Here is a 17,131-nt window from a genome sequence, read left to right on the forward strand (position 1 = left end):
CCACGCTCCGCGTGAGAATGCAGCCCGGGACGCTCCGCGTCCCAAAAACGGACGCAGAGCGTCCATTGAGGCATTCCCACGCAGAGCGTGGGAACGATCAGTAACAGAGGTGCAAAAAACCTGTGGAGGACAACCCCACAGGTTTTTTTATGTCAGCCCAAAAGCTCTCGCAGAACTTGGGTGAAGGCGCGATTGCTGTCTTCCTCCCCGGCATGTCGCCCCTCGCGCACGACCCACTGACCGTTGACCAGCACATCGCGCACCTGACGATCGCCACCGGCAAACAGCCAGCGATTGAGAATCCCGTCACCGCTGGCCGTGGCCAGATACGGATCACTGCCATCGAGCACAATCCAGTCGGCACGTTTGCCGACTTCCAGCGCACCGATCGGCTGGCCCAGAGCCTGAGCGCCACCGTCCAGCGCTGCGTCATACAGCGTACGGCCGACCATTGGCTGATCCGCACCATACAAGCGATTGCGCCGCTGATCGCGCAGACGCTGGCCGTATTCCAGCCAGCGCAGTTCTTCCACCACGCTCAACGACACATGGCTGTCGGAGCCGATGCCCATGCGCCCGCCCTGAGCGAGGAAATCCACCGCCGGGAAAATTCCGTCGCCGAGGTTGGCCTCGGTGGTCAGGCACAGGCCGGCGATGGCGCGACTCTTGGCCATCAGCGTGACTTCTTCCGAATTGGCGTGAGTCGCGTGCACCAGGCACCAGCGCTGGTCGACTTCGGTGTTTTCGTACAGCCATTGCAGCGGGCGACGACCGCTCCAGCTCAGGCAGTCGTCGACTTCCTTCTGCTGTTCGGCGATGTGGATGTGCACCGGGCATTGCTTGTCGCTGGCCGCCAGCACTTCGCTGATCTGCTGCGGCGTGACCGCGCGCAACGAGTGGAAGCACAGACCCAGCGACTGCGCCTTTTGCTGCGCCAGCAACGGTTGCAGGCGTGATTGCAGCTTCAGGTAGTTTTCGGTGCTGTTGATGAAACGACGCTGGCCTTCGTTCGGCGTCTGGCCGCCGAAACCGCTGTGGCTGTAGAGCACCGGCAACAGCGTCAGTCCGATACCGGCGGAGCTGGCCGCCTGGCTGATGCGCAACGCCAGCTCGGCCGGGTCGGCGTAAGGCTGGCCGTTGTGATCGTGGTGGACGTAATGGAATTCGGCGACCGAGGTGAAACCGGCCTTGAGCATTTCGATGTACAGCTGACGGGCAATCACACCGAGCTGGTCGGGGCTGATTTTTCCGACGAGCCGGTACATCAGATCGCGCCAGGTCCAGAAACTGTCGTTGGGATTACCGGCCACTTCCGCCAGTCCCGCCATCGCTCGCTGGAACGCGTGGGAGTGCAGATTCGGCATCCCCGGCAGCAGCGGACCGCTCAACCGTTCGGCGCCATCTGCGGTGGAATCGGCCTGGATTCGGGTCAACACGCCATCGGCGCTGACCTCGAGACGTACATTGTTGGCCCATCCGTTAGGCAGCAGCGCGCGTTCGGCAAAGAAGGCGGACATGGTTCAGCACCCCATCGTGTGTTATTTGTATATACATATACAGACGTTTGCCTGCCCGGTAAACTCCGGCAAGCTAGCAACCTTCATCCAATGAACAGGGATCCACCGTGCCGACTCCGCCTCCAGTCTCCCCGTTGGCCGCGAACATGGGCGACAGTCCGGCGCCCTTGTACGCCCGCGTCAAACAGATGATCACCCAGCAGATCGACAGCGGTAACTGGCCGCCGCATTACCGCGTGCCGTCGGAAAGCGAGCTGGTCAGCCAGTTGGGCTTCAGCCGAATGACCATCAACCGCGCGCTGCGGGAAATGACCGCCGACGGTCTGCTGGTGCGCATGCAAGGCGTCGGCACTTTCGTTGCTGAGCCGAAGAGCCAGTCCGCGCTGTTCGAAGTGCACAACATCGCCGACGAAATCGCCTCCCGTGGCCATCGCCACACCTGTCAGGTGATCACCCTGGAAGAAGAGGCTGCCGGTTCCGAGCGCGCGCTGGCGCTGGACATGCGCGAAGGGCAGAAGGTCTTTCACTCGCTGATCGTGCACTACGAAAACGACATTCCGGTGCAGATCGAAGACCGCTTCGTCAACGCGCTGGTCGCCCCGGAATACCTCAAGCAGGACTTCACCCTGCAAACGCCTTACGCCTATCTGAACCAGGTCGCGCCGCTGACCGAAGGCGAGCACGTGGTCGAAGCGATCCTCGCCGAAGCATCCGAATGCAAATTGCTGCAGATCGAAAAAGGCGAGCCGTGCCTGCTGATCCGCCGCCGCACCTGGTCGGGTCGTCAGCCGGTGACGGCGGCGCGCCTGATCCACCCCGGTTCTCGTCATCGTCTGGAAGGTCGGTTTCATAAATAAAAAGCATAAATAGAGAGCATAAATGAGCGAGTTGAAGGTTCTACGCGCCGAAGGCTACCCGCGCATGCCGTGGAAAAACGGCGGCGGCAGCACCGAGGAAATCACCCGTGACGCCGGCGCCGGCCTCGACGGTTTTGGCTGGCGTCTGTCGATTGCCGACATCGCCGAATCCGGCGGCTTCTCGACCTTCGCCGGTTACCAGCGAGTGATCACGGTATTGCAGGGCGACGGCATGACCCTGTGTGTCGACGGCGACGATACCCGGCCGTTGTTACCCCTCGACCCGTTTGCCTTCAGCGGCGAAAGCCAGGTGTCCTGCACTTTGCTCGGCGGCGCGATCCGCGACTTCAACCTGATCTACTCGCCCCAGCGTTACAGCGCACGCCTGCAATGGCTGGACGGCGAACAGCGGTTTTTCAGTTCGGCAAGCACCGTGCTGGTCTTCAGCGTCAGTGAACTGCTGGAGGTCACGGTCGGTGACAGCGCATCGCAACTCGGCCGCCATGACTGCCTGCAACTGGACTGTAACACCGGGCTGACCGAGATCGCCGTCAATGCCGGCTGCTGCGTGATCGAACTGTCCCCACGCTGATCCTCCCTCCCGGAGCCCCCTGATCGTTCCCACGCTCCGCGTGGGAATGCATACCGTGACGCTCTGCGTCACAAAGCGGACGCGGAGCGTCCATGGCGGCATTCCCACGCAGAGCGTGGGAACGATCTAACGATCAATGATCAAAAACCGCTGCTTTGAAAGCAGCGGTTTTTTTTCGTCCCGACGTTCCCGAAATGCGCACCAACTTGTTACCGAACGCCCCAGCGTGGCGCAAAACCACGCTTTCGTAACAACCTCTCGCTACCCTCAATCCACCCCGCGAAAAATTTCATCAACGCCAGAGCCCTTGATTCAGGCGCTCTCCAGCTCTGTCGGGGATTTTTGTTGAACGACCCTCCAACAAGTTGGCCGCTCGATTGCATATGCTTGTATGTACAAGTAAAGACGTATGCGTATGAGTCAATCGAGACTCTCCGCAGCGTCCACTGATTCGCTTGTCGCGCACTGATGCGCACAGGCTGCTTGCCCACTGCCAGGGTTGGTTTGAATTGATCGCTGAGGAGTCTTTTTCGTGACTGACAACAAAACCACTAAGTTTCGTGACGTCGAAATCCGTGCCGCCCGCGGCAACAAGCTGACCGCCAAGAGCTGGCTGACCGAAGCGCCGCTGCGCATGCTGATGAACAACCTCGACCCGGAAGTCGCCGAGAACCCGAAAGAGCTGGTGGTCTACGGTGGCATCGGCCGCGCGGCGCGTAACTGGGAGTGCTACGACAAGATCGTCGAGAGCCTGACCAACCTCAACGAAGACGAAACCCTGCTGGTGCAATCGGGCAAGCCGGTCGGCGTGTTCAAGACCCACAGCAACGCCCCGCGCGTACTGATCGCCAACTCCAACCTGGTGCCGCACTGGGCGACCTGGGAACACTTCAACGAACTCGACGCCAAAGGCCTGGCCATGTACGGCCAGATGACCGCCGGCAGCTGGATCTACATCGGCAGCCAGGGCATCGTCCAGGGCACCTACGAAACCTTCGTTGAAGCCGGTCGCCAGCACTACAACGACAACCTCACCGGCAAGTGGGTACTGACCGCCGGTCTCGGCGGCATGGGCGGCGCCCAGCCACTGGCCGCGACCCTCGCCGGTGCCTGCTCGCTGAACATCGAATGCCAGCAGATCAGCATCGATTTCCGCCTCAAGACCCGCTACGTCGACGAGCAGGCCAAAGACCTCGACGACGCGCTGGCCCGCATCGCCAAATACACCTCCGAAGGCAAGGCCGTTTCCATCGCCCTGTGCGGCAACGCCGCTGAAATCCTCCCGGAACTGGTCAAGCGCGGCGTGCGCCCGGACATGGTCACCGACCAGACCAGCGCCCACGACCCGCTCAACGGTTACCTGCCGGCCGGCTGGACCTGGGACGAATACCGCGCCCGCGCCAAGACCGAGCCAGCCGCTGTGGTCAAGGCCGCCAAGCAATCGATGGCCGTTCACGTCAAAGCCATGCTCGACTTCCAGAAAATGGGCGTGCCGACTTTCGACTACGGCAACAACATCCGTCAGATGGCTCAGGAAGAAGGCGTCGAAAACGCATTCGATTTCCCAGGCTTCGTACCGGCCTACATCCGTCCGCTGTTCTGCCGTGGCATCGGCCCGTTCCGTTGGGCTGCGCTGTCGGGTGATCCGCAGGACATCTACAAGACCGACGCCAAAGTCAAAGAGCTGATCCCGGACGACGCCCACCTGCACAACTGGCTGGACATGGCGCGCGAGCGCATCAGCTTCCAGGGTCTGCCGGCGCGTATCTGCTGGGTCGGCCTGGGCCTGCGCGCCAAGCTCGGTCTGGCGTTCAACGAAATGGTGCGCAGCGGCGAGCTGTCGGCGCCGATCGTGATCGGTCGCGACCACCTCGACTCCGGCTCCGTATCCAGCCCGAACCGTGAAACCGAATCGATGCAGGACGGCTCCGATGCAGTCTCCGACTGGCCGCTGCTCAATGCTCTGTTGAACACCGCGAGCGGTGCGACCTGGGTGTCCCTGCACCACGGCGGCGGCGTCGGCATGGGCTTCTCCCAGCACTCGGGCATGGTGATTGTCTGCGACGGTACTGACGAAGCGGCCGAGCGTATCGCTCGCGTGCTGCACAACGACCCGGGTACCGGCGTCATGCGTCACGCCGATGCCGGTTACCAGATCGCCATCGACTGCGCCAAGGAACAAGGGCTGAACCTGCCGATGATCACCGGCAAATAAAAGGCTTTGGCTTTATGTGGGAGCGAGCTTGCTCGCGAAAAGGCCGGCACATTCAGTATCTGTGCTGACTGACAAATCGCTTTCGCGAGCAAGCTCGCTCCCACAGAAAAGCGGCCCTACAGAAGCTTAGTGAACAATTAAAACAATCCACAGAGGTTGAATCATGGCGGGCAACACCGATCGTGCAGGCAGTAAACCGTTGATCGAAAGGCGTTCGATCGACTACATCCCGGAAGCGGAAAGACACGGTCGTCTGTTCAGTCAGTTCACCCTGTGGATGGGTGCCAACCTGCAAATCACCGCGATTGTCACCGGGGCCCTGGCCGTGGTGCTGGGCGGCGATGTGTTCTGGTCGTTGATCGGTCTGCTGATCGGTCAACTGCTGGGCGGCGGTGTGATGGCGCTGCACGCGGCGCAAGGGCCGAAGCTTGGCCTGCCGCAGATGATTTCCAGCCGGGTACAGTTCGGCGTCTATGGCGCGGCGATTCCGATCGTGCTGGTGTGCCTGATGTACCTGGGCTTCACCGCCACCGGAACCGTGCTGTCGGGTCAGGCGCTGGGCCAGTTGTTCGGGGTCAGCGACACCGTCGGCATCCTGCTTTTCGCCAGCGTCATCGTGGTGGTCACGGTGCTTGGCTATCGGGTGATTCACTGGATCGGCCGGATCGCCAGTGTCATTGGCGTGATTGCTTTCGTGTACCTGTTCAGCCGTCTGATGAGTCAGGTGGACGTCGGCGCACTTCTGGAAATCCGTCACTTCAGCTGGAGCAGTTTCCTGCTGGCGGTGTCGCTCGCGGCCTCCTGGCAGATCGCTTTCGGCCCGTACGTGGCGGACTACTCGCGCTACCTGCCGAGCAAGGTGTCTTCGGTGAAAACCTTCTTCGCCGCCGGTGCCGGTTCGGTGATTGGTGCACAGGTGGCGATGATCCTCGGTGTGTTCGCGGCCGCTTCGGCCAATGGGCAATTCGCCGGTCATGAAGTTGCCTACATCGTCGGTCTGGGCGGGACCGGTGCCACCGCCGCGCTGCTGTATTTCAGCATCGCGTTCGGCAAGGTCACCATCTCCACCCTGAACTCCTACGGCAGCTTCATGTGCATCGCGACCATCATCAGTGGCTTCCGTGGCCACCTGACGGTCACCCGCATGCAGCGTCTGGTGTTCGTGCTGGTGATCGTCGGCGCGGCGACCCTGATCGCGCTACTCGGCCAGCACTCGTTCCTCGGTGCGTTCAAGTCCTTCATCCTGTTCCTGCTGGCGTTCTTCACGCCGTGGAGCGCGATCAACCTGGTGGACTACTACTGCATCACCCGCGAGCGCTATGACGTACCGGCGCTGGCGGATCCGAACGGTCGCTACGGCCGCTGGAACCTCCTCGGTATCAGCGTTTATGTGTTCGGGGTGCTGGTGCAACTGCCGTTCATTTCCACCAAGTTCTATACCGGTCCATTGGTAGCGGCCCTGGGGGATGTGGATATTTCCTGGATCATCGGTCTCGTGCTGCCCGCAGCGCTGTACTACGTCTGCGCGAAAAAATGGCACGGCACCGTACCCGATCGACTGATTCTGCCCGTCGAGCAGGACAGCGTTGTACAACCTAAAACAAGCGGGGCCGGTCGCGCTGCGGCGCAGGCCTGATTTGGACGTGGACAGGGCTGGATGCCTCTTGACTGCCGTAAGCCAATTCATGATTAGGAGCGTCACAACAATGAAATCGAACAAGACCCTGCTGACCACATTGCTTTCCATGGGCCTGCTGGCCAGCGCCGGCGCGACCCAGGCCGCCGGCTGGTGCGAGTCCGGCAAACCGGTGAAATTCGCCGGCCTGAACTGGGAAAGCGGCATGCTGCTGACCGACGTTCTGCAGGTGGTGCTGGAGAAAGGTTACGACTGCAAGACCGACAGCCTGCCGGGCAACTCCATCACCATGGAAAACGCCCTGAGCAGCAACGACATCCAGATCTTCGCCGAAGAATGGGTCGGCCGCAGCGAGGTCTGGAACAAGGCCGAGAAGGCCGGCAAGGTCGTCGGTGTCGGCGCGCCGGTGGTGGGTGCGATCGAAGGCTGGTACGTGCCGCGCTACGTGATCGAAGGCGACGCCAAACGCAAACTCGAAGCCAAGGCGCCGGACCTGAAAAACATCGCCGACCTGGGCAAATACGCCGCCGTCTTCAAGGACGCCGAAGAGCCTTCCAAGGGCCGCTTCTACAACTGCCCGGCCGGCTGGACCTGCGAACTGGACAACAGCGAAATGCTGAAAAGCTACGGCCTCGAAAACAGCTACACCAACTTCCGTCCGGGCACCGGTCCAGCGCTGGATGCGGCCGTGCTGTCGAGCTACAAGCGTGGCGAGCCGATCCTGTTCTACTACTGGTCGCCAACCCCGCTGATGGGCCAGATCGACGCGGTGAAACTGGAAGAAAAAGCGGGCGTCGACAAGACCGTGACCATCAAGGTCGGCCTGTCCAAGACCTTCCACGAACAAGCGCCTGAGCTGGTGGCCGTGCTGGAAAAGGTCAACCTGCCGATCGACCTGCTGAACCAGAACCTGGGCCGCATGGCGAAGGAACGTATCGAGTCGCCAAAACTGGCGAAAATCTTCCTCAAGGAACATCCTGAGGTCTGGCATGCGTGGGTGAGTGAAGACGCTGCCAAGAAAATCGACGCGGCGCTGTAGGTCGAATTCCTCCCGGCCAACCGAGAGGCTGGCCGGGGTGTTCGCCGCAATCGCTTGATTGAGTTTCCTGATTGAGAGCCGCTTATGTTTCCCGAAAGCTTTACCTTTTCCATCGCCGACTGGGTCAACGGTTGGGTCGATGCGCTGGTCACCAACTACGGCGATGTGTTCCGCCATATCTCCGACACCCTGCTGTGGGCCATCGTCAATCTTGAAGGCCTGCTGCGCGCCGCGCCGTGGTGGTTGATGCTGGCCATTGTCGGCGTCGTGGCCTGGCACGCAACGCGCAAGGTCGTGACCACCGCCGTGATCGTCGGTCTGTTGTTCCTGGTCGGCGCTGTCGGCCTGTGGGACAAGTTGATGCAGACCCTCGCGCTGATGATGGTGGCGACGGTCATTTCGGTGCTGATCGGCGTACCGCTGGGGATTCTCTCGGCGCGCAGCAATCGCCTGCGTTCGGTGCTGATGCCGCTGCTCGACATCATGCAGACCATGCCCAGCTTCGTGTACCTGATTCCGGTGCTGATGCTGTTCGGCCTGGGCAAGGTGCCGGCGATTTTCGCCACCGTGATCTACGCCGCGCCGCCGCTGATCCGTCTGACCGATCTGGGCATCCGCCAGGTCGACGGCGAAGTGATGGAAGCGATCAACGCCTTCGGCGCCAACCGCTGGCAGCAACTGTTCGGCGTGCAACTGCCGCTGGCCCTGCCGAGCATCATGGCCGGGATCAACCAGACCACCATGATGGCCCTGTCGATGGTGGTGATCGCCTCGATGATCGGCGCCCGTGGCCTGGGTGAAGATGTGCTGGTGGGCATTCAGACCCTCAACGTCGGACGTGGCCTGGAAGCCGGTCTGGCGATCGTGATTCTCGCAGTGGTCATCGACCGCATTACCCAGGCGTATGGTCGGCCACGGCATGAGGTGAGCAAATGAGCAACGCAACCGTGAGCAAGATCGAAGTCAAAAACGTCTTCAAGATTTTCGGCAACCGCGCCAAGGACGCTCTGGCGATGGTCGGCCAGGGCAAGACCAAGGATCAGGTGCTGAACGAAACCGGTTGCGTGGTCGGGGTCAACGACTTGTCCCTGAGCATCGGCACCGGCGAGATCTTCGTGATCATGGGCCTGTCCGGCTCCGGAAAATCGACGCTGGTGCGCCACTTCAACCGCCTGATCGACCCGACCAGCGGCGCGATCCTGGTGGACGGCGTGGACATCCTGCAATACGACATGGAAGCCCTGCGCGAATTTCGCCGGCACAAGATCAGCATGGTGTTCCAGAGCTTCGGCCTGCTGCCGCACAAGACCGTGCTCGACAACGTCGCCTACGGCCTGAAGGTGCGTGGCGAGACCAAGCAGCTGTGCGCCGAACGTGCGCTGCACTGGATCAACACCGTGGGTCTCAAGGGCTACGAAAACAAATACCCGCACCAGCTCTCCGGCGGCATGCGCCAGCGTGTGGGCCTGGCCCGCGCCCTGGCGGCGGACACCGACATCATCCTGATGGACGAAGCGTTCAGTGCGCTGGATCCGCTGATCCGTGCCGAGATGCAGGATCAGTTGCTGGAGCTGCAAAAGACCCTGCACAAGACCATCGTCTTCATCACCCACGACCTCGACGAGGCCGTGCGCATCGGCAACCGCATCGCGATCCTCAAGGACGGCCGCCTGATCCAGGTCGGCACGCCGAAAGAGATCCTGCATTCGCCGGCGGACGAATATGTCGACCGTTTTGTGCAGCGGCGGGCGGCGGTGGTTTAAAGGTTTACGGCAGGCTCGTTCCCACGTCGAGGCGTCGAACCGTCTGCGTGGGAATGCATCCCGTGACGATCAGGTTAAAGAGGTTTTAGATGTCCCAGGCTGAAAAAATCGTTATCGCCGACGCCCCTATGCGTTGGCAGGATGTGGTCGCAGTCGCCCGTTACGGCGCGCAGCTCGAGCTGTCGGCGCAGACCTGGGCGCGCATTGAAAACGCGCAGGGCATCGTCCAGCGCATCGTTGCCAGCGGCGAGCGCGCCTATGGCGTGAACACCGGGCTCGGTGCGCTGTGCAACGTTTCGCTGAAAGACGAACAGCTCAGCCAGCTGTCGCGCAACACCTTGCTCAGCCATGCCTGCGGCGTCGGTCCGGTGCTGGCCGATGAGCAGACCCGGGCGATCATGTGCTCGGCGATCCGCAACTACAGCCACGGCAAATCCGGCATTCATCGCCGGGTGGTCGAAGCGCTGCTGGCGCTGCTCAATCGCGGCATCACCCCGCAAGTGCCGTCTCAGGGGTCGGTGGGTTACCTGACCCACATGGCGCACATCGGCATCGCGCTGCTGGGCGTGGGCAATGTCAGCTATCGCGGGCAGATCGTGTCTGCACAGCAGGCGCTGGCCGAAGAGGGCCTGCAACCGGTGCAGCTCGGGGCGAAGGACGGTCTGTGTCTGGTCAACGGTACGCCGTGCATGACGGGCCTCGGTTGCCTGGCGATTGCCGACGCCACGCGTCTGGTGCAATGGGCCGACGTGATCGGCGCCATGAGCTTTGAAGCCCAGCGCGGCCAGATCGCCGCGTTCGATGCCGAGATCATCGCGCTCAAGCCGCATCCGGGCATGCAGCAGGTGGGCGTCAATCTGCGCGCCTTGCTCGATGGCAGCGAAGTGATCGCCGCGAGCAAAGGCATTCGCACTCAGGATGCCTTGAGCATCCGCTCGATCCCGCAGGTGCACGGCGCCGCCCGCGATCAACTGGAACACGCGATCAAACAGATCGAAACCGAACTCAACGGCTGCACCGACAACCCATTGCTGCTGGGCACGCCGGACGATTTCCGGGTGATGTCCCAGGCCAACCCGCACGGACAATCGGTGGCGCTGGCGGCGGATCTGCTGGCGATTGCGATGGCCGAAATCGGCTCGATTGCCGAGCGGCGTCTGGATCGTCTGATCAACCCGCACGTCAGCGGTCTGCCGGCGTTTCTGGTGGCCAATCCGGGGGTGAACTCCGGGATGATGATCGTGCAATACGTCGCCGCGTCGCTGTGCGCGGAAAACCGCCAGTTGGCGCAACCGGCAGTGCTCGACAACTACGTCACCTCGGGCCTGCAGGAAGATCACTTGAGCATGGGCACCAACGCCGCGCTGAAGCTGCACCGCGCGCTGGAAAACTGCACGCAGATCCTCGCCATTGAATACCTGCTGGCGGCCCAGGCGTTTGAATTTCTCAAGGAACAGCGTTTCGGCGCGGGCACCGATACCGCCTGGCGACTGCTGCGCGAGAAGGTCCCGGCCTACGATCAGGACCGCTGGCTGGCGCCGGACATCGCCGCTGCCGCAAGCGTTCTGAAAGACACGGATCTGCTGCACAACGCATTACCGAATTTGCACTGACAACTACCCATACCAGCGTGCCAAGGCGCGGATCGTCCAAAAGACGAGAGGCGACGGATAACGGAATGCTCCGGAGCGACTGGTAGTTAATAACAATGCCTCAAAAGGAGCATTTAAATGACTGCGCTGAACCTGATCCCCGGCCAACTGAGCCTGGCCCAACTGCGTGACGTTTATCAGAACCCGGTCAAGCTGACCCTCGACAACAGCGCCAGCGCGCAGATCGAAGCCAGCGTGGCCTGCGTCGAGCAGATCCTCGCGGAAAACCGTACCGCCTACGGCATCAACACCGGTTTCGGCCTGCTGGCCTCGACCCGCATCGCTAGCGAAGACCTGGAAAACCTCCAGCGCTCGCTGGTGCTGTCCCACGCCGCCGGCGTCGGCCAGCCGATCAGCGATGAGCTGGTGCGTCTGATCATGGTGCTCAAGGTCAACAGCCTCAGCCGTGGTTTCTCCGGCATCCGTCGGGTGGTGATCGATGCGCTGATCGCCCTGATCAACGCCGAGGTCTATCCGCACATTCCATTGAAAGGTTCGGTCGGCGCCTCCGGTGACCTCGCGCCATTGGCGCACATGTCGCTGGTGCTGCTGGGCGAGGGCAAGGCGCGTTACAAGGGCGAGTGGATGGAAGCGACCGAAGCGCTGAAAGTCGCCGGTCTGACGCCGCTGACGCTGGCGGCGAAAGAAGGTCTGGCGCTGCTCAACGGCACTCAGGTTTCCACCGCATTCGCGTTGCGTGGTCTGTTCGAAGGTGAAGACCTGTTCGCCGGCGCGCTGGCGCTGGGCGGTCTGACGGTGGAAGCGGTGCTCGGTTCGCGCTCGCCGTTCGACGCACGCATCCACGCTGCCCGTGGTCAGAAAGGCCAGATCGACGCCGCTGCCGCTTACCGCGATCTGCTGGGCGAGCGCAGCGAAGTGTCCGACTCGCACCAGAACTGCGAGAAGGTTCAGGATCCGTACTCGCTGCGTTGCCAGCCGCAAGTCATGGGCGCGTGCCTGACCCAGTTCCGTCAGGCCGCCGAAGTGCTGGCTGTCGAAGCCAACGCCGTATCCGACAATCCGCTGGTGTTCGCGGCTGAAGGCGACGTGATTTCCGGCGGCAACTTCCACGCCGAGCCGGTGGCCATGGCCGCTGACAACATGGCCCTGGCCATTGCCGAAATCGGTTCTCTCAGCGAGCGTCGAATCTCGCTGATGATGGACAAACACATGTCGCAACTGCCGCCATTCCTGGTGGCCAATGGCGGCGTGAACTCCGGCTTCATGATCGCCCAGGTGACCGCTGCGGCCCTGGCCAGCGAGAACAAGGCGCTGTCCCATCCGCATTCGGTGGACAGCCTGCCGACCTCCGCCAACCAGGAAGACCACGTGTCGATGGCCCCGGCTGCCGGCAAGCGCCTGTGGGAAATGGCCGAGAACACCCGCGGTATTCTCGCGGTTGAATGGCTGGCGGCGGTGCAGGGTCTGGACCTGCGCAACGGCCTGAAGACTTCGGCCAAGCTGGAACAGGCTCGGGGGATTCTGCGTCGCGAAGTGCCGTTCTACGAGAAGGACCGCTTCTTCGCGCCGGACATCAATGCGGCGACCGAACTGCTGGCTTCGCGGGTTCTGACTGAGCTGGTTCCGGCGAAACTGCTGCCTAGCCTTTAACCACCAATGATCGTTCCCACGCTCTGCGTGGGAATGCAGCCCGTGACGCTCCGCGTCGCTGGACGCGGAGCGTCCCTTGAGGCATTCCCACGCAGAGCGTGGGAACGATCACAAGACGAGGACTTGGGATGAAAACCCTCTGGCAACACTGCCACGTCGCAACCATGGCGCAAGGCGTCTACTCGATCATCGAGGATGCGGCCATCGTGACGTCCGGTGCACTCATCGAGTGGATCGGCCCGCGCAGCCAATTGCCGTCAGGCGAATACCCGGCGGTCAATGACCTGCAAGGCGCGTGGGTCACCCCCGGCCTGATCGACTGCCACACCCACACCGTGTTCGGCGGCAACCGCAGCGGCGAGTTCGAGAAGCGTCTGCAAGGCGTCAGCTACGCCGAGATCGCAGCCGCCGGTGGCGGCATCGCCAGCACCGTGCGCGCCACCCGCGAAGCCTCGGAAGACGAGCTGTTCGCCAGCGCCGCCAAACGCCTGAAAAGCCTGATGCGTGACGGCGTGACCACGGTCGAAATGAAATCCGGCTACGGCCTCGATCTGGCCAGCGAGCGCAAGATTCTGCGGGTCATCCGTCGCCTCGCCGCCGAGCTGCCGATCAGCGTGCGCAGCACCTGCCTGGCCGCTCACGCATTGCCGCCGGAGTACAAGGATCGCGCCGACGATTACATCGATCACATCTGCGCCGAAATGCTGCCGGCTCTGGCCGCCGAAGGCCTGGTGGACGCGGTGGATGCGTTCTGCGAATACCTGGCGTTCTCCCCGGAACAAGTCGAGCGGGTGTTCATCGCCGCGCAAAAACTCGGTCTACCGGTGAAGCTGCACGCCGAACAATTGTCGTCGCTGCACGGCTCCAGCCTGGCTGCGCGCTACCACGCATTGTCCGCCGATCACCTGGAGTTCATGGACGAAGCCGACGCCATCGCCATGGCCGAGTCCGACACCGTCGCGGTGCTGTTGCCGGGCGCGTTCTACTTCCTGCGCGAAACCCAGTTGCCGCCGATGGAAGCCCTGCGCAAACACAAAGTGAAAATCGCCATCGCCAGCGACCTCAACCCCGGCACCTCGCCGGCGCTGTCGTTGCGTCTGATGCTGAACATGGCCTGCACCTGCTTCCGCATGACCCCGGAAGAAGCCCTGGCCGGCGCCACGATTCACGCGGCGCAAGCTTTGGGCATGGCTGATACCCACGGCTCACTGGAAGCCGGCAAGGTCGCGGATTTTGTCGCCTGGCAGATCGACCGCCCGGCGGATCTGGCGTACTGGCTGGGTGGTGAACTGGATAAACGCGTCGTGCGTCACGGCGTTGAATCAAGTCTGTAGGAGAGCGGTTGTGGATAAGGTTCTGAACTTCAAACAAGGTCGCGTGCCGCTGCTGATCAGCATGCCCCACGCCGGTGTGCGCCTCACCCCGGCGGTCGAGGCCGGGTTGATCGCGGACGCGAAAAGCCTGCCGGACACCGACTGGCACATTCCGCAGCTCTACGACTTCGCCGCCGAACTGGGCGCCAGCACCCTGGCGGCCGAGTACTCGCGGTTCGTCATCGACCTGAACCGGCCGTCCGACGACAAACCGCTGTACGCCGGCGCCACCACCGGTCTGTTCCCGGCGACGCTGTTCGATGGCATTCCGTTGTTCAAGGAAGGCAAAGAGCCGTCGAAAGAAGAGCGTGCGACGTACCTGGAGCAGATCTGGACGCCGTACCACCGCACCTTGCAGGAAGAGCTGGCGCGGCTGAAGGCCGAGTTCGGTTACGCGCTGCTGTTCGATGCGCATTCGATCCGTTCGATCATCCCGCACCTGTTCGACGGCAAGCTGCCGGACTTCAACCTCGGCACCTTCAACGGGGCCAGTTGCGATCCACAACTGGCCACGCAACTGGAAGCGATCTGCGCCCGCCACGACGCTTACAGCCATGTGCTGAACGGACGCTTCAAGGGCGGCCACATTACCCGTCACTACGGCAACCCGGCCGAGAACATCCACGCTGTGCAACTGGAGCTGGGCCAGTGCACGTATATGGAAGAGTTCGAACCGTTCCGCTACCGCGCCGATCTGGCGGAGGCGACGCGGGTGGTGCTGAAGGAACTGCTGCAAGGGCTGCTCGCCTGGGGCAAAAAACACTACAACTGAGTCAGCTGTGATCGTTCCCACGTCGAGGCGTCGAACCGTCCGCGTGGGAACGATCGGGAGAAGTCGCCACCGTGCAAATCCCGGTCGCCACAGTTCGCTTTTCCCGCTCGTCTGCTGCGTAATGTTTCGGCCACGGTGCAAGAAGACACCGATCCAAACAATAAACCGCTGCCGCACGAGACGATCCCACATGAAAAAACTGTTCACTCGTTGTGCGTTAATCCTCACCGGCAGTGCGCTGCTCGGCGCCGGCGCCATGGCTTCCGACGATGCATCCTGCAAAACCGTGCGCATGGGCGTGGTCAACTGGACCGACGTGATCGCCACCAGCGGCATGGCCGACGTGTTGCTCAACGGCCTCGGCTACGAAAGCAAACAGACCAGCGCCGTGCAGCAAATCATCTTCGCCGGCATCCGCGACAAACGTCTGGATATCTTCCTCGGCTACTGGAAACCGGCGATGGACAAGAACATCGCGCCGTTCCTCGCCGCCAATCAGGTCAAAGTCATGGACAAACCAAGCCTGGCCGACGCCCAGGCGACGCTGGCGGTTCCGGATTACGTGGCGGCGGCGGGGCTGAAGACCTTTGGCGACATCGCGAAATTCAAGGATCAACTCGGCGGCAAGATCTACGGCATCGAGCCCGGCAGCGGCGCCAACACCACGATCAAGACCATGATCGAAACCAACCACTTCGGCCTGAAGGATTTCAAGATCATCGAATCCGGTGAGGCCGGCATGCTCGCCGCCGTGCAACGAGCGGTAAACCGCAAGGAATTCGTGGTATTCGTCGGCTGGACCCCGCACCCGATGAACATCAACATGAAGATCACCTACCTGACCGGCAGCGAAGACGTCTACGGCCCCAACGAAGGCGCCGCCACCGTTTCCACCGTCACCGCGCCGGACTACGCCGAGCGCTGCCCGAACGTCCATCGACTGCTGGAAAACCTGACCTTCACCGCCGCCCAGGAAAGCCAGTTGATGGTGCCGATCATGGAGCGCAAGACCCCTCAGGAAGTGGCGAAAACCTGGCTGCGTGAGCATCCCGAAGACCTGCAACGCTGGCTGGCGGGTGTCAGCAGTTTCGACGGCAAGGACGGCATGGCCACGGTTCAGGCCAGCCTGAAAAACTGATGAGCACTTATCCACTCTCGCCGTCGATGGCGGCGTTCGTCGCCAGAACCGAAGGCTTTGCCAGCGATGACAGCAGCCTCGGCGGATTGCGCAAATCCTATGACGCCATGTGCCGCGCCTTCACGCCCGAACGGACGGCGGGTCTGGAGGTGGTGGATTTCCAGTTGAGCGGGGTGGCGGTGCGTTCGTATCGCCCGCCTGTCCGGCCATCGGCCAGTGGCTGGCCGTGCGTGTTGTATCTGCACGGCGGCGGTTGGGTGGTCGGCGGACTGGATTCCCATGACTTCATCTGTTGCGAGCTGGCCATGGCGCTCGGGGCGATGGTGGTGGCGGTGGATTACCGGCTGGCGCCGGAGCATCCGTTCCCGGCCGGTTTCGAGGATTGCCTGAGCGTCTGGCGCGCGTTGCGCAGCGGACCGTTCTGGTTCGATCCCGGGCGGATGCTGGTGGCGGGCGACAGCGCCGGCGGCAATCTGGCGGCGGCGCTGTGCCTGGCGCTGCGCGATGCCGGCGAGCCGCTGCCGGGCGCGCAGGTCTTGATCTATCCGGGGCTGGGAGGCGACGAGCAGTTGGCGTCACGCAGCGAATGCGCCGATGCGCCGTTGCTCGCCAGCAGCGATGTCGATTGCTATCACGCCTTGTACCTGCGCGGCACCGCGAAGCCGAACGCTTATGCGATGCCGTTGCTGGCCGGGGACTTCAGCGGGTTGCCCCCGGCCTGGATCGCCGTGGCGCAGTTCGATCCGCTGCGTGACGACGGCGTGTGCTACGCCGAACGGCTTAACGCAGCGGGCGTCGACGCGGCGCTGTATTACGGCGAAGGGCTGATTCACGGCTGCCTGCGGGCGCGGCATCAGGTCGCCGAGGTCGATCGTCTCTTTGAGAACCTGCTGGGGTTCATGGCTGACAAAATGTGACAGCGCACGGGCATGCTCATTGACGTAAATCGGGTTTATGATGCCGGAC

The 17,131-nt window shown here is 62.4% G+C and carries 14 protein-coding genes; 13 read left to right on the forward strand and 1 reads right to left on the reverse strand.

Features of this window, described 5'->3' with window-relative positions; all coding sequences use genetic code 11:
• Positions 1 to 152: 152 nt before the first annotated feature.
• The gene (locus AC0R79_RS02870; protein ID WP_474733111.1) at positions 153 to 1,517 is read right to left on the reverse strand and encodes a formimidoylglutamate deiminase; all 1,365 of its coding nucleotides are present in this window, start codon (positions 1,515 to 1,517) and stop codon (positions 153 to 155) included.
• A 146-nt stretch (positions 1,518 to 1,663) separates the two neighbouring features.
• Between AC0R79_RS02870 and hutC the strand changes: the two genes are divergently transcribed.
• The 13 genes from hutC (at position 1,664) to AC0R79_RS02935 (ending at position 17,082) form a co-directional block, all read left to right on the forward strand.
• Positions 1,664 to 2,374 (forward strand): histidine utilization repressor, encoded by a 711-nt coding sequence (gene hutC, locus AC0R79_RS02875; protein WP_170844914.1) that lies wholly within the window; start codon positions 1,664 to 1,666, stop codon positions 2,372 to 2,374.
• Positions 2,375 to 2,396: 22 nt separating this feature from the next.
• Complete coding sequence (locus AC0R79_RS02880; RefSeq protein ID WP_375744967.1) at positions 2,397 to 2,966, forward strand: HutD/Ves family protein; 570 nt, start codon at positions 2,397 to 2,399, stop codon at positions 2,964 to 2,966.
• Between the two features lie 532 nt (positions 2,967 to 3,498).
• On the forward strand, positions 3,499 to 5,181 hold the full coding sequence (gene hutU, locus AC0R79_RS02885) for a urocanate hydratase (protein WP_039764719.1): 1,683 nt from the start codon (positions 3,499 to 3,501) through the stop codon (positions 5,179 to 5,181).
• 163 nt (positions 5,182 to 5,344) lie between these two features.
• Positions 5,345 to 6,817, forward strand: coding sequence for a purine-cytosine permease family protein (locus AC0R79_RS02890; protein ID WP_127796656.1), 1,473 nt, complete (start codon positions 5,345 to 5,347; stop codon positions 6,815 to 6,817).
• Between the two features lie 70 nt (positions 6,818 to 6,887).
• A complete protein-coding gene (locus tag AC0R79_RS02895; protein ID WP_007952476.1) occupies positions 6,888 to 7,856 on the forward strand; it encodes an ABC transporter substrate-binding protein in 969 nt (322 codons plus the stop codon).
• A gap of 84 nt (positions 7,857 to 7,940) precedes the next feature.
• Positions 7,941 to 8,792: an ABC transporter permease gene (locus AC0R79_RS02900; RefSeq protein WP_007952475.1), complete on the forward strand. Its 852-nt coding sequence runs from the start codon at positions 7,941 to 7,943 to the stop codon at positions 8,790 to 8,792.
• Entirely contained in the window at positions 8,789 to 9,619 is an 831-nt protein-coding gene (locus tag AC0R79_RS02905) for a quaternary amine ABC transporter ATP-binding protein (protein ID WP_179692956.1), read from the forward strand. The genes AC0R79_RS02900 and AC0R79_RS02905 overlap by 4 nt, the downstream gene beginning before the upstream one ends.
• An 89-nt stretch (positions 9,620 to 9,708) precedes the next feature.
• The gene (hutH, locus tag AC0R79_RS02910) at positions 9,709 to 11,232 is read left to right on the forward strand and encodes a histidine ammonia-lyase (protein WP_375744972.1); all 1,524 of its coding nucleotides are present in this window, start codon (positions 9,709 to 9,711) and stop codon (positions 11,230 to 11,232) included.
• Between the two features lie 117 nt (positions 11,233 to 11,349).
• Positions 11,350 to 12,882, forward strand: a complete 1,533-nt coding sequence (gene hutH / locus AC0R79_RS02915; RefSeq protein WP_127796658.1) for a histidine ammonia-lyase — start codon at positions 11,350 to 11,352, stop codon at positions 12,880 to 12,882.
• Between the two features lie 128 nt (positions 12,883 to 13,010).
• Complete coding sequence (gene hutI, locus AC0R79_RS02920) at positions 13,011 to 14,216, forward strand: imidazolonepropionase (protein WP_085648000.1); 1,206 nt, start codon at positions 13,011 to 13,013, stop codon at positions 14,214 to 14,216.
• Positions 14,217 to 14,226: 10 nt separating this feature from the next.
• Positions 14,227 to 15,027 carry an N-formylglutamate deformylase gene (gene hutG, locus AC0R79_RS02925; protein ID WP_474733117.1) on the forward strand — a complete coding sequence of 267 codons (801 nt, stop codon included), beginning with the start codon at positions 14,227 to 14,229 and terminating at the stop codon, positions 15,025 to 15,027.
• Positions 15,028 to 15,217: 190 nt separating this feature from the next.
• Positions 15,218 to 16,165, forward strand: coding sequence for a choline ABC transporter substrate-binding protein (locus tag AC0R79_RS02930; RefSeq protein ID WP_474733119.1), 948 nt, complete (start codon positions 15,218 to 15,220; stop codon positions 16,163 to 16,165).
• On the forward strand, positions 16,165 to 17,082 hold the full coding sequence (locus AC0R79_RS02935) for an alpha/beta hydrolase (protein ID WP_474733121.1): 918 nt from the start codon (positions 16,165 to 16,167) through the stop codon (positions 17,080 to 17,082). Before AC0R79_RS02930 ends, AC0R79_RS02935 begins: the two co-directional genes overlap by 1 nt.
• Positions 17,083 to 17,131: the final 49 nt, after the last annotated feature.

It is taken from the genome of Pseudomonas sp. HD57-3 (assembly GCF_056113135.1).